The 20,909-nt window shown below is 38.3% G+C and carries 19 protein-coding genes; 4 read left to right on the top strand and 15 right to left on the bottom strand.

The features are described from left to right. Positions 1-12 precede the first annotated feature (12 nt). From xni to RI845_RS11835, 3 genes are all read left to right on the top strand, one after another. Complete coding sequence (gene xni, locus RI845_RS11825) at positions 13-822, top strand: flap endonuclease Xni (RefSeq protein ID WP_348386369.1); 810 nt, start codon at positions 13-15, stop codon at positions 820-822. A gap of 102 nt (positions 823-924) precedes the next feature. Further along, the gene (locus RI845_RS11830; protein WP_348386370.1) at positions 925-1,314 is read left to right on the top strand and encodes a DUF3192 domain-containing protein; all 390 of its coding nucleotides are present in this window, start codon (positions 925-927) and stop codon (positions 1,312-1,314) included. 211 nt (positions 1,315-1,525) lie between these two features. Then, positions 1,526-2,533, top strand: a complete 1,008-nt coding sequence (locus tag RI845_RS11835) for an isocitrate dehydrogenase (RefSeq protein WP_348386371.1) — start codon at positions 1,526-1,528, stop codon at positions 2,531-2,533. 178 nt (positions 2,534-2,711) lie between these two features. Here RI845_RS11835 and rlmM read toward each other — a convergent pair whose 3' ends face one another. The 4 genes from rlmM to RI845_RS11855 are packed head-to-tail and all read right to left on the bottom strand — an operon-like array spanning position 2,712 to position 5,748. Next, positions 2,712-3,800, bottom strand: a complete 1,089-nt coding sequence (rlmM, locus tag RI845_RS11840; RefSeq protein WP_348386372.1) for a 23S rRNA (cytidine(2498)-2'-O)-methyltransferase RlmM — start codon at positions 3,798-3,800, stop codon at positions 2,712-2,714. Continuing rightward, the gene (locus tag RI845_RS11845; protein WP_348386373.1) at positions 3,800-4,195 is read right to left on the bottom strand and encodes a DUF423 domain-containing protein; all 396 of its coding nucleotides are present in this window, start codon (positions 4,193-4,195) and stop codon (positions 3,800-3,802) included. The genes rlmM and RI845_RS11845 overlap by 1 nt, the downstream gene beginning before the upstream one ends. Further along, positions 4,196-4,831, bottom strand: coding sequence for an alpha/beta family hydrolase (locus RI845_RS11850; protein ID WP_348386374.1), 636 nt, complete (start codon positions 4,829-4,831; stop codon positions 4,196-4,198). Then, positions 4,831-5,748: a transcriptional regulator GcvA gene (locus RI845_RS11855; protein ID WP_348386375.1), complete on the bottom strand. Its 918-nt coding sequence runs from the start codon at positions 5,746-5,748 to the stop codon at positions 4,831-4,833. Before RI845_RS11855 ends, RI845_RS11850 begins: the two co-directional genes overlap by 1 nt. A gap of 250 nt (positions 5,749-5,998) precedes the next feature. Here RI845_RS11855 and RI845_RS11860 point away from each other — a divergent pair, with 250 nt between their 5' ends. Continuing rightward, a complete protein-coding gene (locus RI845_RS11860) occupies positions 5,999-6,289 on the top strand; it encodes a hypothetical protein (protein WP_348386376.1) in 291 nt (96 codons plus the stop codon). An 821-nt stretch (positions 6,290-7,110) separates the two neighbouring features. Here the strand turns inward: RI845_RS11860 and kdsA are convergent. The 11 genes from kdsA to lpxA form a co-directional block, all read right to left on the bottom strand. Next, positions 7,111-7,953 carry a 3-deoxy-8-phosphooctulonate synthase gene (gene kdsA / locus RI845_RS11865; protein WP_348386377.1) on the bottom strand — a complete coding sequence of 281 codons (843 nt, stop codon included), beginning with the start codon at positions 7,951-7,953 and terminating at the stop codon, positions 7,111-7,113. A gap of 12 nt (positions 7,954-7,965) precedes the next feature. Then, positions 7,966-9,210, bottom strand: a complete 1,245-nt coding sequence (locus RI845_RS11870) for a DUF819 family protein (RefSeq protein WP_348386378.1) — start codon at positions 9,208-9,210, stop codon at positions 7,966-7,968. Between the two features lie 63 nt (positions 9,211-9,273). Further along, a complete protein-coding gene (locus RI845_RS11875) occupies positions 9,274-10,071 on the bottom strand; it encodes a tetratricopeptide repeat protein (protein ID WP_348386379.1) in 798 nt (265 codons plus the stop codon). 14 nt (positions 10,072-10,085) lie between these two features. Next, positions 10,086-10,448, bottom strand: a complete 363-nt coding sequence (locus RI845_RS11880; RefSeq protein ID WP_348386380.1) for a SirB2 family protein — start codon at positions 10,446-10,448, stop codon at positions 10,086-10,088. 377 nt (positions 10,449-10,825) lie between these two features. Continuing rightward, entirely contained in the window at positions 10,826-12,043 is a 1,218-nt protein-coding gene (gene sstT / locus RI845_RS11885) for a serine/threonine transporter SstT (RefSeq protein WP_348386381.1), read from the bottom strand. A 6-nt stretch (positions 12,044-12,049) separates the two neighbouring features. After that, entirely contained in the window at positions 12,050-13,432 is a 1,383-nt protein-coding gene (tilS, locus tag RI845_RS11890) for a tRNA lysidine(34) synthetase TilS (protein WP_348386382.1), read from the bottom strand. 302 nt (positions 13,433-13,734) lie between these two features. After that, on the bottom strand, positions 13,735-14,691 hold the full coding sequence (accA, locus tag RI845_RS11895; protein WP_348386383.1) for an acetyl-CoA carboxylase carboxyl transferase subunit alpha: 957 nt from the start codon (positions 14,689-14,691) through the stop codon (positions 13,735-13,737). Between the two features lie 132 nt (positions 14,692-14,823). After that, a complete protein-coding gene (gene dnaE, locus RI845_RS11900; RefSeq protein ID WP_348386384.1) occupies positions 14,824-18,303 on the bottom strand; it encodes a DNA polymerase III subunit alpha in 3,480 nt (1,159 codons plus the stop codon). A gap of 3 nt (positions 18,304-18,306) precedes the next feature. Beyond that, positions 18,307-18,912, bottom strand: coding sequence for a ribonuclease HII (gene rnhB, locus RI845_RS11905; protein ID WP_348386385.1), 606 nt, complete (start codon positions 18,910-18,912; stop codon positions 18,307-18,309). Between the two features lie 66 nt (positions 18,913-18,978). Further along, complete coding sequence (lpxB, locus tag RI845_RS11910; RefSeq protein ID WP_348386386.1) at positions 18,979-20,115, bottom strand: lipid-A-disaccharide synthase; 1,137 nt, start codon at positions 20,113-20,115, stop codon at positions 18,979-18,981. A gap of 20 nt (positions 20,116-20,135) precedes the next feature. Beyond that, positions 20,136-20,906 (bottom strand): acyl-ACP--UDP-N-acetylglucosamine O-acyltransferase, encoded by a 771-nt coding sequence (gene lpxA, locus RI845_RS11915; protein ID WP_348386387.1) that lies wholly within the window; start codon positions 20,904-20,906, stop codon positions 20,136-20,138. Between the last annotated feature and the right edge of the window lie 3 nt (positions 20,907-20,909).

Here is a 20,909-nt window from a genome sequence, read left to right on the forward strand (position 1 = left end):
AAAATACATACGATGCAAGCTCACTTAGTTCTTATTGATGCCATGAATTTGATCCGCAGAATACATGCTGCGCAAGAACGGTTGTACCCGTTAAATGGCGATTTGTCAGATAAAACCAAACAACAAATTATCCACAATACCAAAACTGCAGCGACTAAAGCCCTGCAAAAAATTATTCAAGAACATAAACCAAGTCATGCGTTAGCAGTATTTGACTGCCAAGGTTTGTGTTGGCGTTATAAAATTTTTCCCGACTACAAAAAAGGTCGTAAGAAAATGCCAGAGCATCTTGCTGAAAGTTTGTCGGCAATGCAGGACAGTTTTTTAGCTTTAGGCGTAGATTCACTTGAGTCTGAGCAGGATGAAGCCGATGATTTAATTGCTACATTAGCTGTAAAAATGGCACTCAATGGTCAAAACACAACGATTATCTCTACTGACAAAGGTTTTTTACCGTTACTCGGACATCATGTTCAGGTATATGACTATTTTAAAAAACGTTATTTTGATGATGAATATGTGCAACAAAAGTTCAATGTTAAAACCTCACAACTCATCGACTTTTGGACATTAACCGGAGATACAACAAATAAAATCCCGGGCGTCGCAGGCATAGGACAAATAACAGCTGCAGAACTTTTAAATAACTACGGCTCTTTAAAAGCAATACTCGCAGCTACAGACTTAAAAAAATCAGTTGCTAAAAAATTCGCTGATACTGAATTGCAATTTGAATTAAGCCAACAACTTCTGAATTTGAAAAAAGACATACCTTTAGGCTTTAACCTTAAAGATATTCGTTTACATAATGAGGCCAGTTAAAAAATTGTTACAATTTTTTAACCCTATTATCATCATATAATTTATAATCATTTTTTTATAATTATGTAATAATAAAGTTTATATTTTTTTGCAAGGATTGTTATGAACACCAAAGTAGTTTCGCGTATTGTCATCGCAGTTATTATTTATGGCATTTTTGCCGCTGCGGTAATGCATTTCTATAAAGACACCCCAGTAAAAATGGAGTGGGATGAGCGCGAGGGCTTCAACCGCCAGTATATTGCTAAATTAAAACTAGATAGCGCCAACCTTGATAAAATAATTATGGATATTGGTAGCCCTGATTTAACTGAAGCAAAAAAAGTTAAAACTGGTAACTATCAAGTCATGTTTTTTAGGACGCAACATAAACATTCTGATGGTATAACAACTCAAGATGAATGCACCCCACTATTATTCAAAGATGATATTTTAGTTGGGATCGGCGAAAGTGCATATTTAGACTATAAACAGTTAAAAGCAATTGAGTAACATCATTTGAAATGTTCAAATAACATTGGAGCAGGGTCTTAATCTTCTCATACTTTAGTCTAATTTCGCTTAAAATCCGTAAAAACATATGCAAATTTACGTAAAGTGACTAGATATGAAAGTATAGCCATGATATAAAACGCCGTACTTAAACGGCGTTTTTTTATACCCGAAGTATTTATTTAGCACATGTTATTAATAGGCAAACTTTATGACTCAGCAAACGATCACCATTATTCCTGGCGATGGCATCGGCCCAAGTATTATCGATTCATGTATTAAAGTACTAGACAAAGCTGGATGTGACTTTAACTACGAATTTTCAGATGCTGGTTTAACCGCTTTCAAAAAATCCGGTGACCTTGTTCCTGAAGAAACATTAACGCTTATTGAAAAAAATAAGATCTGCCTCAAAGGGCCTCTTACCACTCCTGTTGGCGAAGGCTTTACGTCTATAAACGTTACTCTTCGTAAAAAATTCCAACTATACGCAAACCTACGCCCAGTAACATCATTCAAGGGTACCCGCGCCCGTTATGACAATATTGATATTTTAACGATACGTGAAAACACTGAAGGTATGTACTCAGGTCTTGGTCAAACAGTATCCGCTGACGGTGAAACCGCAGAGGCAATGAGTTTAATTACGCGTGAAGGTGCTGAACGTATTGTTGAATTTGCCTATCAAACTGCGATAAAAGAAGGCCGTAAAAAAGTTACAGCTGTGCATAAGGCAAATATCTTAAAGTCTACGTCGGGTTTATTTTTAAAAGTAGCTCGTGAAGTTGCTAGCCGTTACCCTGAAATTGAATCAACAGAAATGATTGTCGATAATTGCTGTATGCAGCTTGTGATGAATCCAGAACAATTTGACGTGATTGTAACAACGAACTTGTTCGGTGATATTTTATCTGACTTATGTGCAGGATTAGTAGGCGGTTTAGGCATGGCGCCAGGGGCCAACATTGGTAAAGACTGTGCAATTTTTGAAGCTGTTCATGGCAGTGCTCCTGATATTGCAGGTAAAAACCTGGCTAACCCTACATCAGTTATTTTAGCGGCAATTCAAATGCTTGAATACATGGGGATGGATGATAAAGCTACTCTAATTCGTGATGCAATTGCCGATGTGATAGAGACTGGTGATCGCACTACTCGTGACCTAGGCGGCGAACATGGTACTACCGACTTTACTGAAGCGTTGTTAGAAAGGTTGTAAAAAAGGAGCCGCGGCTCCTTTTTTATAAACGAGAACATACATTCAGCCGCTGCGCGTTTAAAGTACTTCTAGAAGCGAGAAACGAGAAGCTAAGGGCAGTATTGTTATAAAGTATGTTTAAAAACGATACCGATAAAACGCTCTTCGTCTCTCGTATCTATTAATCTCGTCTCTAGTTTTACTTATTACCTAACACACGTAAATGCACAGTCACTTCTTCACGATCATAGTATAAATGCTTAGCGTACATTTCATACCAAATGCTGTGTTCAGATAATGTGTCTTTTATTATTTGTAAGTTTTTCATCACTAGTTGATAACGTCCAGCTGTAGGCGGAAGCTTTAAATTAAACATTGCTTCTTTACAGTCACCTTCAACCACCCAGTCAGCCATGAGTTTGGCAACTTTAGTTGGGTTTTCAATCATGTCACACACTAACCAATAATTGTTCTTTTTACGAGGGCGCCACTTAAAGCCATCTTGCTGATAGTGCTTAACTTGCCCGGTTTGCATCAAGTCATCATCCATAGGGCCGTTATCAACAGCTTTAACCATCATGCCTCTACGAACCAGTTGATAAGTCCAACCTCCAGGCGCTGAACCTAAATCAACAGCATTTAAACCGCCAGCGAGACGAGTTTCATGTTCTTCTTTAGGAATAAAATATAAAAATGCTTCATCAAGCTTTAATGTAGAGCGACTTGGCGACGCACTTGGAAATTTTAGTCTATGTATACCCATCACATGTTCTGATGAGTTTGAGACGTAAGAATAACCCAATTGCACTTGTTGCCCTGACATGAATAAGGCGTGCAAAATTGTTGCGCCACGCGCATCATTGCCCTGCTCTTTCGCTGCCAGCACACCAGATTTACGCAAATTTTGTCTTAGCGGAACCGATAATTTTCTAATGAATTTAGACAGTTCTTTACCATCGTTAGTATCGGTTGTTTCCATACGAATTTCTTCATAATGAAAATCAGTACCCAGCGCTTCACTAATCGCCTCAACGCGGTTAAATGCAGGTAATTCTACTTCCTCACCTAAAGTAACAAACCATTGGCGAGCAAAAATTAAGCGCGCTAAAGGCAGCTTTTGAATTAACTTATCTGCGTCGCTACTTTCATGTAAATGGAAATAAACCAAGCCCTGGTTTTTACACACTTTGATGTAACCATAAACTTCATTCCAGGCTGCTTTCTCTTGAATTTCAGCGCCACATTCTTTTTCAAAACCTGGTCGACAATAAAGGACAATCGCGGTCATTAATCTTTGTTTCCTATGATGTTAGGACTAGTTTTAGCACTGGCTACACCAAGTACTATCCAACCTAAAGCAAACGCTACTCCGCCCATTGGGGTCAGTTTCGAGAGCATGCCTATAGATATAAATGTTCTTAAAATTATTAAGCCACAAAAACTTAATAAACCAAAACCAAACAAACTTGCTGCATATTGGCAAAGCCTTTGATTAGTTTGGTTAAATAAAAGCACCGCAATAAATATCGCAATGCTATGAATAAATGCAAATAATAATGCGGTTTCTAAATTACTTACCTGATGTAAGGATAGCTTATCTCCTGCGTGAGACAACCATGCCGACAGTAGCACGCAAGCGGCGGCTATTATGCCAGAAAATGTAGATAAAATACGCATTAACATTTAACTTTGTTCCTTTATAAAAGCTTTTATTACATTAGCCGCGGTTATTTTATGCTGAAAATGGGTAAAACCTGATTTTACTCTTGGTTTTAAATCGTGATCGCCATCCTCAACAAAGTGAACAGTAATATTATTTGCTAAATCATAATCCAAAATATCGGCTTTATTACCTAGAGGATCTCTGTCACCTTGCACTATTACAACTGGCTTATCAGCTTCCTGCAAAGGCTCTAAACGGAGTTTTTCTGGTTTTTTCTGTGGGTGAAACGGATAACCAATACACACAACGCCATTCACTTTTTCTTCACCGGCAACCATAGCGGCTACCCTAGACCCCATAGATTTACCGCCGATAAACAAAGGTAGCTCTGCAGAGTATTGCTTAATTCGTTCAATATAACTTTCTTTCAATACATCCATTTTTCCTGGTGGACGTCGTTTACCATCAATTAAGCGTTGTTGCATGTAAGGAAAATTAAAACGTATTACGTTTATCTCACGTTCGTTTAACAGCTGAGTAAATTCGGTCATAAACGCACTATCCATATTCGCGCCTGCACCATGGGCAAATATCAAGGTTGCAACAGCACCATCAACCAAATTTTGTTGAATTGATAAGTCATCAGTAATTGGCATTACCCTATTTCTCCATTCTCTATGTCACTTTCTTCTACAGCAATAGTGTTTAATACCCATTGACGAAATTGGTTAATTCTTCCCGTATCAAGCTGTTCATCTCTACAAACAATATAAAATGCATCCTGATTCACTAATACATGAGAAAATGGTGCAATTAAACGACCAGCTTCAATATCTGGTTTTGCCAAGATGTTATTTACTAGTGCGACACCCTGGCCATGAATTGCAGCTTGCATAACCAACGCTGAATGGCTAAATATCGGTCCTTGATTTAGATTGCTTGTTTGAGTATTTATACTTTTAAACCACCGTTTCCAATCTTTCCTTGATGAATCGTGCAATAGCGTATGATGCTCTAAATCAGCAGCGTTAACTATTGGCCTTTCACTTGTCAGCATTAACGGCGAACAAACTGGAATTAAATATTCAGTTAATATTTTATCTGAGACTACGTTAGGCCATGGACCACGCCCATAATAAAATGCAACATCAACATCACTGGTGAGCGTGTCATCGTCGTTATCAGCCGCTTTAATTCGTACATCAATGTCTGGATGATGTTTATTGAAATCAGTCAAACGTGGCACTAGCCATTGAATGGCTAAACTTGGCTGAATAGAAACGGTTATCGTCCCCTTCTCACTTTTTGCTAATAACTTTTGTGTTGCGTCATGCAGAGAAACAAAAATATCTTTTATGTCTAAAAAGTAAGACTGACCTTCTTCGGTGAGTAACAGAGATCTATTTTTTCGCATAAACAGCTTTAAACCAAGATGCGCTTCTAACGATTTTATTTGATGAGAAATTGCAGCTTGAGTGACGAATAACTCTGCAGACGCTTTTGTAAAGCTCAACAGACGTGCGGATGCTTCAAAGGCTTTTAGTGCATTAAGAGGTGGTAGTCGATTAGACATAGGCTAAGTTGTTTTTATTCATTATATTTTCTAATGCGTAATTATAAAGTAACTCTTGCTTGTGTGCTATTAAAGTAACGCTTCCCAAAAAATTCAAACAGGCAACTACCGACATGAAAGTTTATTCTAAGAATAATAAATCTATATTAATCTGAAGGTTACAAACTATTACATTACTAAACAATCCATTACTTGTTAATTTTATGTTGCACTGGTTTAATAGCACCATATTAATTAAGAGGCTTAAGTCATGAAAAAGAACACAAATACTATTATCGCTATCGCAACTGCTGCAGTATTACCATTTTTTGCTTTTAATGCTGCTGCTGAAGACAGTGCTGTTACTCACGCACAAGCTCAACAAATTCGAATCGCTGCAATTAGCGTAGAAGACAACCTAGAAGCAATGCGTTTAGAAATGAACGAAGAGCAAAATGTTGAAATCACTGCTATGACTCAACTTAATGAAGAGCAAATTGATCTTGAAGTTGAACGTGACCTTGAAAACAACGAAGAGTATCAAGAGTTAATTGCTGATTAATTCAGTAAAGACTACCTATTGGTAAACCATGGTCAAATAGAATTTATTTGTCAATGAAGTTACAAACTTAAAGCCGTCCATGGCAGTTTGCATTCCTTCATCCATGAAGTTACAAACTTAAAGCCGTCCATGGCAGTTTGCATTCCTTCATCCATGAAGTAAAAAGCGCCTTAATAGGCGCTTTTTTGTTTTAAATAATTAGCAGAATATCTAAAGTAGAAATTTTCTAATCCAAATGTTAATTAGGCGCGAACAACCCACGCCAAAAAACACTTTGTATCATTCACATTATTAAACTTCAATAACTGTGAACAAGTTTGATCTGTCACCACAATATTGTGTTTATTGACAGAGATTGATTGTATTGGCGATTTAATTGAATAAATCTTGCCATTATATGTATATGACATAATAAAACTCTTTTTAATTAGCGCGATACTTTTTGACGTATTGGCGCATGAATATGAAAAGCTTTTTATTGTTTGAACTAGTCGCAATGTAGCATTGTGCTATAAGTACGACGATTATAATTTTTTAAAAATTAAAACAACAGTATGATCGAGACTTTGCTCGATAACTCAGACAACGTTAAGCTTTTTGTTTTGCGTGATGACTGACTGTGAAAGGGAAAGACATAACATTAATTATCGCAGTGATAATTGGTTAAATAAACAAGATGGGAATAGTTAACAACGCAACTCTATAGATATTTGTATATAAAGTAAACATTTATTTATAACACCTATACAAAATTTGCATTTTACGTTCATAAAATAAAGGCTGCATAGTGCAGCCTTGTATTAAATCAAGATTGTATAAAGCTAGTCAGTGATTAATGGCTCAAACGATTTCACTAAGTCATCAACTGCTTTCATTTGTACTAAATAGTTTTCCAATGCATGCAATGGTAGTGCACAAGGACCGTCACAAAGGGCTTCATCAGGGTTCTCATGAGCTTCAATGAATAAACCTGCAATACCCAACGCCATACCACTTCGAGCTAACTGTGCGGCTTGAGCACGGCGCCCATCAGCAGAATCACTTCTACCGCCTGGCTTTTGTAGTGCATGAGTCGCATCAAAAATAACTGGCGCCATTGTAGTCATCTCATCCATCGCAAGCATATCAACAACCAAGTTGTTATATCCGTAGCAACTACCGCGCTCACATAAGATAACGTTTTCATTACCCGCTTCGCTGAACTTGTTAATGATATGGCGCATTTCATGAGCAGCTAAAAACTGTGGTTTTTTCACATTTACAACAGCATTAGTTTTTGCCATCGCCACAACTAAGTCAGTTTGACGAGCCAAAAATGCAGGCAGTTGAATAACATCAACAACTTCAGAGACCGGTTGTGCTTGGTAAGTTTCATGCACATCAGTGATAATTGGTACGTTAAAAGTAGACTTTATTTCTTCAAATATTTTTAAACCAGCATCCATTCCTGGACCTCGAAATGAGTTCACTGACGAGCGATTGGCTTTATCAAAAGAAGCCTTAAATACATAAGGGATACCAAGCTTCGTTGTTACTTCAACATAATGCTCTGCGATTTTCATTGCCATATCGCGAGATTCCAGCACATTCATACCGCCAAACAACACGAACGGCTTGTTGTTATCAACACTTACGTTAGCAAAATCTATCGTTTGTAAACCCATGAGAAATCCTTATTAAGAAACAACTTGTAAAATTTGGCCACATAACCACGCCATATATGTACCTACTGTATAGCCTAAAACAGCTAATAAAACACCTACCGGAGCTAAAGATGGGTGGAACGCTGATGCAACAATAGGTGCAGAGGCTGCGCCACCAACATTGGCCTGGCTACCTACAGCCATATAAAACAGTGGTGCTTTGATTAGTTTAGCGACAAATAACATAAGACTCGCGTGTATTATCATCCAAATAGCACCTATAACGAAATAAATCGGCGCTTCAACAATCATGGTAACGTCCATCTTCATACCAATTGAAGCTATAAGAATATATAACATTACCGAGCCAACTTTACTGGCACCTACACCTTCAAGTTTACGTAAACGAGTAAATGACAAAATAATACCAACAGTAGTGGCAAATACTATCATCCAGAAAAATTTACTATGGAAAGATAATTTGTCCAGTTCAGGAAAGTTCGTCACCATATAAGGCGTAATGGCATCGGCAAAGATGTGAGCAAAACCAGTTACACCAAAGCCAATGGCTAAAATAATCATTAAATCATGAAGTGCAGGATTACGAGAGTGCTCAGCATGGAAGTTTTCTACTCTTTCTTTTAAACGAGTAATAGCTGATGTGTCTGCTCCAGCTTTTTCATCAATTTGTTTTGCATTCGATGCCATAACTAATAGGATTGCCATCCAAATATTAGCAACAATGACATCAACGGTGATCATTGCAGAGAAAATTTTGTCTCCTGCCCCGTAAATTTCCTTCATTGCGGCTTGGTTAGCGCCACCACCAATCCAACTACCGGCAACAGTCGTTAAACCACGCCATACCGCTTCAGGCCCATCTACACCAAGAACTCCTGGAGCAAAACTGGCTACAATCATTAATGCAATCGGGCCGCCCAATACAATACCAACGGTACCAGTAAAGAACATAATTACTGCTTTTTTACCTAAGCCGGCAATTGCCTTTAAATCAACACTTAACGTTAATAACACCAAACAGGTTGGTAATAAGTATCGAGATGCAACAAAGTAAAGGTTCGACTCTTCACCACTAATTACACCAAAGGTATTTAGTAAAGACGGTAAAAAGTAACATAATAATACGGCTGGAACGATGGTATAAAATCGCTTCCATTTAGGGTTACTGCTATTAGCGGTATAAAAAACCAAACCAAGTAAAATGGCCAATAAACCAAGGACTGAAGCATCGTTAGTGATTAACGCTTGATTATGCATGTGTTCTCCGAAAATGAAATTATAGTCTCCCCTTCATGTAAAAAAGGGATAGTGTAGTTTTTGCTAATGAATAACAGTATCTATACTGCTAATCATATCTAATTGCATTTGTAATATTTTAGCTTGTGGATCTTTAGGACAACGCTCAACAAAATACTGATAGTCATCGAAAGCTACTTTAAAGCAATCAAGTTGCTGTAATAAAAAACCACGATCACGTCGATGATACGGATCATTTGGGTTTAATGCCAATATTAACTCAACACATTGTAATGCTTCAGAAAACATTTGTTCTCTGATCAATGAGTTTTTCAAAGATATTAAATATTGAACAATTAAATTTTTATCACTAATAGCCTCTAAAGTAACATGTTCGTTTGGATTTTCATCATTATTCAATCGTTGGTCAAGCTCATGCCAATTAATTGGTGTGCCATCTAAACAATTAAAAATAATGGCATAGTCTTCATCACAAACAATACGCAACATTACTTCATTAGGTACATAAACGGCATCCACTTGAAAGCCACAGCAACGAATAATATGCAAAAGAAGTAAATTCTTTAGTGCTGGAGCCATCGAACGAAACGCCATTCCGTCGTTAAGCTGATGAGTATTAACAGGCCAACTTGGTCGCGGATGATCAACAAAGAGTTGTTCAACAAAAATTAAGTTTAATAAACGCTCTGCTCGGTCTAATGCATCATCTATACTTTCAATCTCTGATTGAAACAAATGCACAAACTCATTTATATCAGCCATATTTTCTACGATGGCTGATTCGTCTAAGCCCAGTAAACTTTTCTCAATTAAGTTAACGGCTTGCATTGCATTAATGTGGTCTGAGTTTAACTCAGACAATAATAAATCTTTCATCAAAATAAGAAGTTTTGTTTAGTCATTGCTATTCGAGCAATTAAAATTACCCAGCCCATCGCACCAAGATAACCAATAACCTGCATGGTTTTATTGCGAGCTAATTTTAATGTGTAATAGCCAGTAAATATATAAGCTGCAACTGCAACTAATTTTTCAGTCATCCAATCTACCTGCCCGGGGTATAAAGAATACTGAATCACCATAATTATTCCTAAAGTAAAGAGTAATGTATCGATAATGTGCGGACTTATTTTCAACCATTTCTGCTTTAGCTTTTCAGGGTTGGTCATCAAAAGGGCAAAACGGAATGTAAAAAACGCCACACTAATGGCGGCAAGAAGCATATGTAGATGTTTCATTGTACGGGTAGAAACCTTTAGATTAACAAAGCAGAAAAATTTGGCGCTAGAATAACATATAGCTGTGCTAGCTCAAAGTGCAAGATGCGTCTTGGTGCTTGTATGGTATTAAACAGCTACTTTCAGGCACAGAACTTATGTTGTTAACAAGGTTGATTTTCAAACTGTTTTAATTGCTTTTTTGTGCGAATAACTTCGATGTTCATTAATTAAGCAAGGCTTGCTAGATCACGGTTTAATTGGGATAAGATCTTTTGTATAAAGGTAATACACAATGTTATCCACAAGCTGAGTGGATAAGTCTAATTAAAGCGAAAGGAAGAAACTGGAAGGTAGAAACGAAAAGCATATTAACTTTTCGTTTCTTAACTTAATGGTTATAAATTTTTAGTGATGTGGTGCGAAGCCGCTGCTGTAAATACTACATCGGTTGAGCTATTAAGCGCAGTTTCTGCAGAGTCCTGTATAACACCAATAATAAAGCCGATAGCAACTACTTGCATTGCAACATCATTATTAATACCAAATAGACCACAAGCCAGTGGAATTAATAATAAAGAGCCGCCGGCAACACCAGATGCGCCACACGCAGACACAGAAGCAACGACACTAAGCAATAAAGCGCTGGCTAAATCAATCTCAATACCTAACGTATGAGCCGCTGCCAGGCTTAATACCGTGATGGTTATCGCAGCACCTGCCATATTTATAGTTGCACCTAAAGGAATAGATACCGAGTAAGTGTCTTCGTGCAAATCCAGTTGCTTACATAAACGCATATTTACCGGAATATTAGCCGCAGAACTACGAGTGAAGAATGCTGTGATACCAGAGCCACGCAAACACTTAAATACTAATGGATATGGGTTTTTACGAGTTACAGCAAAAACTATCACAGGATTGATTACTAGCGCCATGATCAGCATTGAACCGATTAGTACTAATAACAACTGAGAGTATTCAGCAAGAGCACTAAAACCGGTTGTTGCAATAGTATTTGCCACTAAACCAAAGATACCTAAAGGTGCTAGTCTGATAACTACTCGAACAATCGCAGAAACGCCTTCTGCAACATCATGAACCATTAATTTAGTTGAATCATTTACACGTTTTAGTGCAAAGCCTAAACCTAACCCCCAGGCCAAAATGCCAATAAAGTTACCAGTTGCAATGGCATTAATTGGGTTATCAACAATTTTAAACGCCAAGGTTGTTAACACTTCATTTAATCCTTGCGGCGGTGTAGCTGATGCTCCTGCTAAATCAAGAGTTAACGAGGTAGGAAACATAAAACTCATGGTAACTGCAACAAAAGCGGCACTTAAGGTACCAACAAGATAAAGCCCAATAATAGGTTTTAATTCTGCGTCACTGTCTACCTTTTGATTAGCAATTGATGACACTACCAGCACAAATACTAAAATTGGTGCCACAGCTTTTAAGCCATTTACAAACAAACTACCTAACAATGCAAATGATTTTGCAGCCTCTGGCGCTAAAACGGCTACGATACAACCGAGTATGATTGCCACAATAATTTGATTTACTAAACTAACTTTCTGGATTTTTTGAAATAATGATGTGCTCACTATCAACCTTCTCTATTTATGTTTATGCCAAGTAATGCTTAGGCATTTTGTATTAGTATTAGCGGTAAAATCCTTGTCGATAAACAAAGGTAATACTGCCGCGAGTTGTTCGTTAATAAAAATTAAAGGCAATCGCCTTCTTTGCCACGTTGGTATTTGTAACTCTTGAAGTACTTTCTTTAACGTCCTACGTTGATGTCTAAAATCAGGTAAACACTTTGGATTATCATGTTTAAATGCTAATTTTAATTGTGCATGTACATCGTTATAAGCTAAAAAAAACTGACTCTCAGAGCTATTTTCTATCTGTTTATTTTCCGTAAAGTATAGACTACCTAAGTTATCCGGTAAGGTGATTTCTTTAGTGTGTAATAATTCAGCTATGCTAAATTGTTTTTGCCAAGCAGAAATATCACCAAATACATCGCTAATAAACAATTTCTGCTTAAAGCGCCGTATATAAAAGTCCCCAACTTTAACTTCAGGATTTTTATCTTCCTTTGCGCTAAAACAAGTTTTTATAACTTCTTCAATTTGTTTTTCTGAAGGCGCTAATTTATTGTTAACTTTGATAAAAAAGCGTAAAAGATTGATTAACCTTTGCTTACTTAATTCCTTAAGTAAATCAATACTCAATGAATCTTTTGATATTTGACAATGCTTTAAGTCGGTCTCTGCGACCTGTTCAACGAGAATTTGTGCCTGCTGGCAATGCTTTGCACTTCTACTGGCTGTTTTTTTTATTTGTGGCCAACGCTGTTCAAGTAATGGAATAACGCTTTGTCTTAAAAAATTACGATCAAACTCTTGATTGCTATTAGACTCATCTTCAATCCACTTTAACTTAAATGTATTGGCATAATTTTCAATTTGCTTACGACTGATAGAAAGAAACGGTCGAGCAATAACTCTGTTGTCAGTAAAAGAGCGTACATCTTGCATTGCAGAAAGGCCTTGAATGCCAGAGCCACGTTTTAGCGCAAGTAATAGGGTTTCTAGTTGGTCGTCCTGATGGTGTGCGGTTAGTACGACGCTGTTGACTGCACTATTATCAGAAATAGCTTGATAACGTGCATCACGGGCCAACGCTTCCAGGCTTTGCTGATTTTGCTTTTTGATCACGACTTCAACCGCAACATATGGCACGTCAAACTGCGTTGCCTGTTGCTGGGTGAACTGTTGCCATTGGCTGGCATGTTCACTTAAGCCATGATTTACATGCACCGCATGCACTGGCGCGATTAAATAATCTTTTATTTGTGCTAAACAGTGCAAAAGCACCTGCGAGTCGACACCACCACTATAAGCGATGACTAAAGGCTTATTAGCAAATTCATCTTTAGATAGGAAGCTAAGTACTTGTTGGCAAAGTGGATTTAATGATGTGTCAGTCATGAAGGTACATTATCATAAAAACGAAAGACTAGAAACGGGAAACGAGAGACGAAGAGCGGATGCATCGACCAATCCAAATTTTGGATGATATTTATTTCTTGTACTTGTTTCATCATCTGATTTTATCTAGAGCCTGAAATGAGTTCAGGAAGGGGTGTCTCTGTGACATATAATTTATTGTGATTAGGATTCATCAACTTTATCAGAATACATAACATGCTCTTCGTTTCTCGTTTCTAAATTCCACATATAAAAAAAGAGTGTAAAAATACACTCTTTTTTAGCAAACTCAAATGTTGCTACTAGCAGTAACCGTATGTCATTAGACGCTGATAACGGTTCTCAATTAACTCATCACCTTTTTGGCCTTCAAGGCTAACAAGGTCTGCTTTAATTTTTTGCTTTAAGCTATTTGCCATCATTTCAAAGTCACGATGAGCGCCACCAAGTGGTTCATCAACGATATCGTCAATTAAACCTAACTCTTTTATGCGTGGTGCAGTTACACCCATAGCTTCTGCAGCAGTAGATGCTTTTTCAGCAGTTTTCCACAAGATTGAAGCACAACCTTCAGGTGAAATTACTGAATACGTTGAATATTCAAGCATGTTAACTTTATCACCAACACCGATAGCTAATGCACCACCAGAACCACCTTCACCAATAACAGTACAAACAATAGGAACAGTTAAACGTGCCATTACTTTAAGGTTACGAGCGATAGCTTCAGATTGACCACGTTCTTCAGCACCAATACCTGGGTATGCGCCTGGAGTGTCAATAAAAGTGATGATTGGCATTTTAAAACGCTCAGCCATTTCCATAATACGTAACGCTTTACGGTAGCCTTCAGGACGAGGCATAGCAAAGTTGCGACGTACTTTTTCAGTAGTGCCACGGCCTTTTTGGTGGCCAATAACGACAACTGGTTTGCCATCTAAACGAGCGGTACCACAAATAAGGGCTTCATCATTTGCATAAGCTCTGTCACCGGCAAGTTCATTAAAGTCAGTAAACATAAGATCAATATAATCTTGTGTATAAGGACGACCTGGATGACGGGCAATACGGCAAACTTGCCAAGGGTCTAAGTCAGAAAAAACCTTTTTAGTTTTTTCTTCACTTTTGGTACGAAGCTGAGCAATTTCAGCTTCTAAGTCTAAGTTTAAATCTTGACCTTGGTTAACCAATTGAAGCTCTTCAATTTTTGCTTCTAATTCTGCAATTGGTTGCTCAAAATCTAAAAAATTGAGTGACATATGTAATCTACCTAATAATTGTAATGCTAATCTTTTAGCAAGTAACAAGGCTCGAAAAACGGCAATGTTACTATATATCTTAGTCCGTATAAAGTTTTTCGGACATTATGCTCATATAAACAAGCAATTAATTTAAAATTCTAACGAAATATTTTCGTCACCCAATAACACTTTTAATTCGTGCATTAGTGTATCGTCCGGAGACACTCGCCATTGCGTACCTAATTCGATAGTCGCTTTCGCTTCATCGCGTTGGTAAAACATTCTAACTGGGCAGGTGCCTTCCTTGTAGGGTGTAAGAACCTCCGTAAAGTCAGTAATAAACTGTGGGGTTAGCTGATTTCGTAACACATTTAAATCTATAGATTTAATGTTATTTTCGCGAGCTTCGCTAACCGTCATTACTTCACGGGCGGTCATTGTAAGCCCTCCGGAGTAATCATCAAAGCTGACCTGTCCTTTACAGACTAAAATTTCATCTTTTTGTAGGATTTCTTCAAAGCGCTCATAGTCGTCTGGGAATAATCGCACATCAATACGAGCACTTTTATCGTCTAAAGTCACAAGTGCCCAACGTCGGTTCCTTTTATTTACCAATACTCGCACACCAAGCACTAAACCTGTCGCTGTCGATATTTTATCTTTCGCTCCGGGCTGCAAATTAACTAAGCGGGTAGAGCCATACTTTTTAATTTCATCCAAATAACGGTCAATCGGATGACCCGTTAAATATAAACCGAGAGTTTCGCGCTCTCCGTCAAGCCATACTTCTTCAGCCCAAGGAGTGACCTCTTTAAAGCTTTGACGTTCATCTTCTTCTTCAACGTTTATTAAACCAAATAAATCATCTTGACCAATAGCTTGAGCTTTAGCATGTTGATCGGCCGCTTTAATCGCTTCGGGTAATGATGCAAACATCGCTGCGCGATGAGGACCTAAGTTATCCATAGCCCCAGATTTAATTAATCGCTCGAGCACGCGTTTGTTGGTTTTCTTTAAATCCAAGCGCGCACAAAAATCAAACAAATCAATGAAAGGACCGCCCTCTTCTCTGGCTGCTATAATTGCTTCAACAGGGCCTTCACCAACACCTTTTACCGCACCTATGCCATAAACAATTTCATTGTTTTCATTAACGGTAAATTTATATAAACCAGAATTAACGTCCGGAGGAAGTAGCGTTAATTCCATATTGCTACACTCATCTACAAGGGTAACGATTTTCTCTGTGTTATCCATATCTGCCGACATTACAGCCGCCATAAACGGTGCTGGAAAATGCGCCTTCATCCATAATGTTTGATATGAAACGAGCGCGTAGGCTGCAGAGTGAGATTTGTTAAAACCATAACCAGCGAACTTCTCTACTAAATCGAAGATTTTCATCGCCAGCTCGCCATCAACACCGTTATCAATTGCTCCTTTTTCAAAGGTTGAACGCTGTTTTGCCATTTCTTCAGGCTTTTTCTTACCCATGGCACGACGTAACATATCAGCGCCACCTAGTGAGTAACCCGCAAGTACCTGGGCAATTTGCATTACCTGCTCTTGGTATAAAATTATCCCGTAGGTAGGTTCAAGAATTTCTTTTAATGATTCATGCTGCCATTGTGCATCTGGGTATGAAACTTCTTCACGGCCATGCTTACGCTCGATAAAGTTATCAACCATGCCTGAATCAAGTGGACCTGGTCTGAATAAGGCCACCAATGCGATTATATCTTCAAAGCAATCTGGTTTTAGCTTTTCAATCAGTGACTTCATGCCCGATGATTCTAGCTGGAATACCGCAGTGGTTTTCGAAGCAAGCAACATATTAAATGATGCTTTATCATCTAATGGTATCGCGGCAATATCGATTGGTTCTTTACCTAACTTAAGCAATTTTTCATCGGCTATTTCAATAGCCCATTGCAAAATAGTTAAGGTACGTAAACCTAAGAAATCAAACTTAACTAAGCCTGCATCTTCAACATCATTCTTATCGAATTGAGTAACCGGGTTATTGCCTTCATCATCACAATAAAGCGGAGCAAAGTCAGTGATCGTTGTCGGCGAAATAACAACACCACCGGCATGTTTACCGGCATTTCGTGTAGTTCCTTCAAGAATACGACACATATCGATAAGGTCTTTAACCTCATTATCTTGCGCGTAGACCTCTGGTAATTTAGGCTCTTCTTCGAAGGCTTTATCTAAGGTCATGCCTGGTGTCGGCGGGATCAGTTTTGAAATTCTGTCAACAAAGCCATAAGGGTGCCCAAGAACACGACCAACATCACGTATAACCGCTTTCGCCGCCATAGTACCAAAAGTGATAATTTGTGATACCGCATCTCGACCATACAACTCTGCGGTATGATCAATTACTTCATCTCGTCTATCCATACAGAAATCGACGTCAAAGTCAGGCATTGAAACACGTTCAGGGTTAAGAAATCGCTCGAAAAGTAAATCATATTCTAGCGGATCAAGATCTGTGATTTTTTGTGCATAAGCCACTAATGAACCAGCACCTGAACCACGTCCTGGGCCTACAGGTATATTATTATCTTTACTCCATTGAATAAATTCCATAACGATAAGGAAATAACCAGGGAAACCCATGTTATTAATTACTTCAAGCTCAATTTTTAAACGTTCGTCATACGGCTTACGTAATTCTTCAAATTCAGGCGAGTCTTTATCAAAAAGAAACTCTAAGCGTTCTTGCAAGCCTTCTTCAGACACTTTAACCAAGAAGTCTTCAATTGGTAGGCCTTCAGTTGGAAAGTCTGGTAAAACATACTCACCTAAGGTAACGGTAACATTGCAGCGTTTTGCTATTTCAACTGAGTTAGCCAGAGCCTCTGGAATATCGCTAAACAATTCGACCATCTCTTGTTCACTGCGCAAATATTGCTCAGGGCTATACTTCTTAGGACGTCTTTTATCATCTAGGGTAAATCCATCATGGATCGCCACACGGATCTCATGTGCGTCAAACAAGTCTGAAGATAAGAAAACAACTTCATTAGTCGCGACTACAGGAAGGTGTGTTTGCTGTGCAAGTTCAACAGCTAAGTGCAGGTATGTTTCTTCATCTTCTCTACCCGTACGTATTAGTTCGAGATAGAATCTATCTGCAAAGTATTGCTGATAAAAGCTCACCATTTGCTCAACAAGTTCAACATTATTTTTTAATAGTGCTTTACCTATGTCACCTTCACGACCACCAGAGAGTAAAATAAGCCCTTCGCTATATTCTACAAGCCATTGTTTATCCAGAGCAGCGCGACCTTGAATATGGCCACGTAAATAAGCTTTAGAGATAAGTTCAGTAAGGTTTTTATAACCTTTGTTATCTGTGGCTATAACAACTAAACGAAAAAGCTCATCTTCAAGTTCGTCACTTTGCACCCAAAAATCTGTACCAATAATCGGCTTCATACCGGCGCCATGGGCTGCATGGTAATATTTAACCAGACCACATAAATTAGTTTGGTCGGTCAATGCTAGCGCTGGCATGTTCAATTCAGCAGCTTTTGCAATGATAGGTTTAACTTTGTTTAAACCATCAGACATTGAAAAGTCACTGTGTACTCTTAAATGGACAAATTTAGGGTCGTTCATAAATTATCTAAGCCCACGTTCTGCAACGATTTTTGCCACTGGTTTAAAGCTTTTACGATAGCAATTGAGCACACCATGCTCGGCTATTTTTTCGAAATGGGCCTTAGTTGGATAGCCTTTATGACTGGCGAAGCCATATTCAGGGTAAAGTTTATCTAGCGCTAACATTTCATCATCACGAGCAACTTTTGCAATAATTGAAGCGGCACTTATTTCCGCTACTTTTAAATCACCTTTTACCACTGAATGGCAAGGTAAGCCAAAATCAGGGCAGCGATTACCATCAACTAATACATAGTCAGCAGGAACTTTAAGACCAGCTACAGCACGTTGCATCGCAACCATTGTCGCCTGTAAAATATTAATTTGATCAATTTCTTCGGGCTCACTTCGCCCTAAACACCAGGCCAGTGCTTTCTCTTTAATTTCAATAGACAGTGCTTGACGTTTTTTATCTGAGAGTTTTTTTGAGTCAGTTAACCCTGCAATAGGGTTATTAGGATCTAAAATAACAGCGGCGGTAACAACTGCACCAACAAGTGGACCTCTACCTACTTCATCGACACCGGCAATTAAATTTGCCTGAGGTCTTATAAAATCATCACTCATTCTGTTATTTCTCCGGCTTTTAGCCTGTTATATTTCTTATTATGGATTCACTTCAGCGTAAAATTACTACAGTAATTTCATCACCGCAGCTGCAGCTTTCTCACTGGCATTTTGTTTTAATACATTATGAATATCAGTAAACTCGCTAACCAACTGGCTTTGATCTTGATAAAGTAATGGCTCAACATGCTTGGTTAAATTTTCAGGCGTTACTTGCTCTTGCAACAACTCAGGTATTAACGTTTTATTGGCAAGTAAATTAGGCAATGAAAACCATTTAATCTTCACCATAATACGGCCAATCATTGCTGTTAACCAATTAAACTTATAGGCAACTACCATAGGCCTTTTAACTAATGCGGCTTCTAACGTTACCGTACCTGACGCTGTTAATAAACAATCAGCGCTCGCCATTACGGTTTGAGTGTCATTGTTTACTATTTGAATATCCAGTTCAGGCGCATGCTCTTGTTGAATTTGTTTAAATTGCTGTTCGCGAATATCATTGATAACCGGCGCTATAAATTGTAAATCACTATGCTGTTGTTTAAGAAGAGCCGCTGTTGCTAGAAAATCAGGTAATAATATCGATAATTCACTGCCACGAGAACCCGGCATTATCGCTAAATATTTTGCATCCGTGTTTAATCCAAGCTTTTCTCTAGCACTACGTTTATCGCTGTGCATTGGAATATCATCGGCTAATGGATGACCAACAAAGGTGCAGGCAACGTTGTGCTTATCATAAAAGTCTTTTTCAAAAGGCAATAAAGACAACACCATATCGGTGGCTTTATCTATTTTAAATATACGCTTTTCACGCCATGCCCAAACCGACGGACTGACGTAATGAACGGTTTTTATACCTTGAGTTTTTAAACGCTGTTCAACTGTTAAATTAAAATCAGGTGCATCTATGCCGATGAAAACATCTGGCTTATTTTCGGTGAAAAAATTAACGATAGACTTTCTAACATGAAGCAAACGTCTTAATCGTCCAAGGACTTCAACGATACCCATGACAGCAAGTTCTTCCATAGCGTATAAGCTTTCGAAGCCTTGCTTGATCATTTTTGGGCCGCCAATACCAACAAATTTGGCATCAGGGTAATGTTTCTTTAATTCACTTATTAAGCCAGCACCTAGGGTATCCCCAGAGTGCTCGCCAACAATAATTGCGAAGGTTGGTGCTTGTTTATTCAAGGGCATCCCTAAAGGTAACCCTAGCGAATAATGCCACGGCTAGAGTTATTGATAAAATCGACAAAGTCTTTAACTTCTTGGCAATTGCTAGCAGACTCGGCTAAGGCAGAGGTTGCCTCGCTGATAGTTTGATTCTTACGATACACTTCTTTATAGGCACGTTTCACTTGTAATATAACGTCTTTATCAAAACCACGACGTTTTAACCCTTCACTGTTTAAACCAAAAACAGACGAAGGATGTCCCGAAACCATCACATAAGGAGGAATATCTTTAACAACAATACTACCACCACCTACGAAACAATGTGAGCCAATATGACTAAATTGATGCGCACCAGACATGCCACCAAATATAACCCAATCACCTACATGGCAGTGACCAGCCAAACACACTTGATTAGCAAAGATGCCGTGGTTGCCAATAACACAGTCATGAGCAACGTGAGCACCTGCCATAAACAAGTTATCATCACCAATAATAGTTACTGATTCGTCCTGTATGGTACCGCGATGGATGGTACAGCTTTCACGAAAAACGTTATTGTTACCAATTTCTAAACGAGTTGGTTCTCCGGCATATTTCTTATCCTGACAATCTTCACCAATCGACGAATATTGAAAGATATGGTTGCCAGTTCCAATGTTCGTTGGTCCTTTAATAACGACATGTGAATAAATAATACAGTCATCACCAATTTCAACATCATTACCAATATAAGTCCAAGGACCTACTCGTACATTTTTGCCTATTTTAGCACCGGGTTCAATTATCGCTTGAGGATGAATCACGTT

The sequence above is a fragment of the Thalassotalea nanhaiensis genome, from assembly GCF_031583575.1.
Lineage (GTDB): Bacteria > Pseudomonadota > Gammaproteobacteria > Enterobacterales > Alteromonadaceae > Thalassotalea_A > Thalassotalea_A nanhaiensis.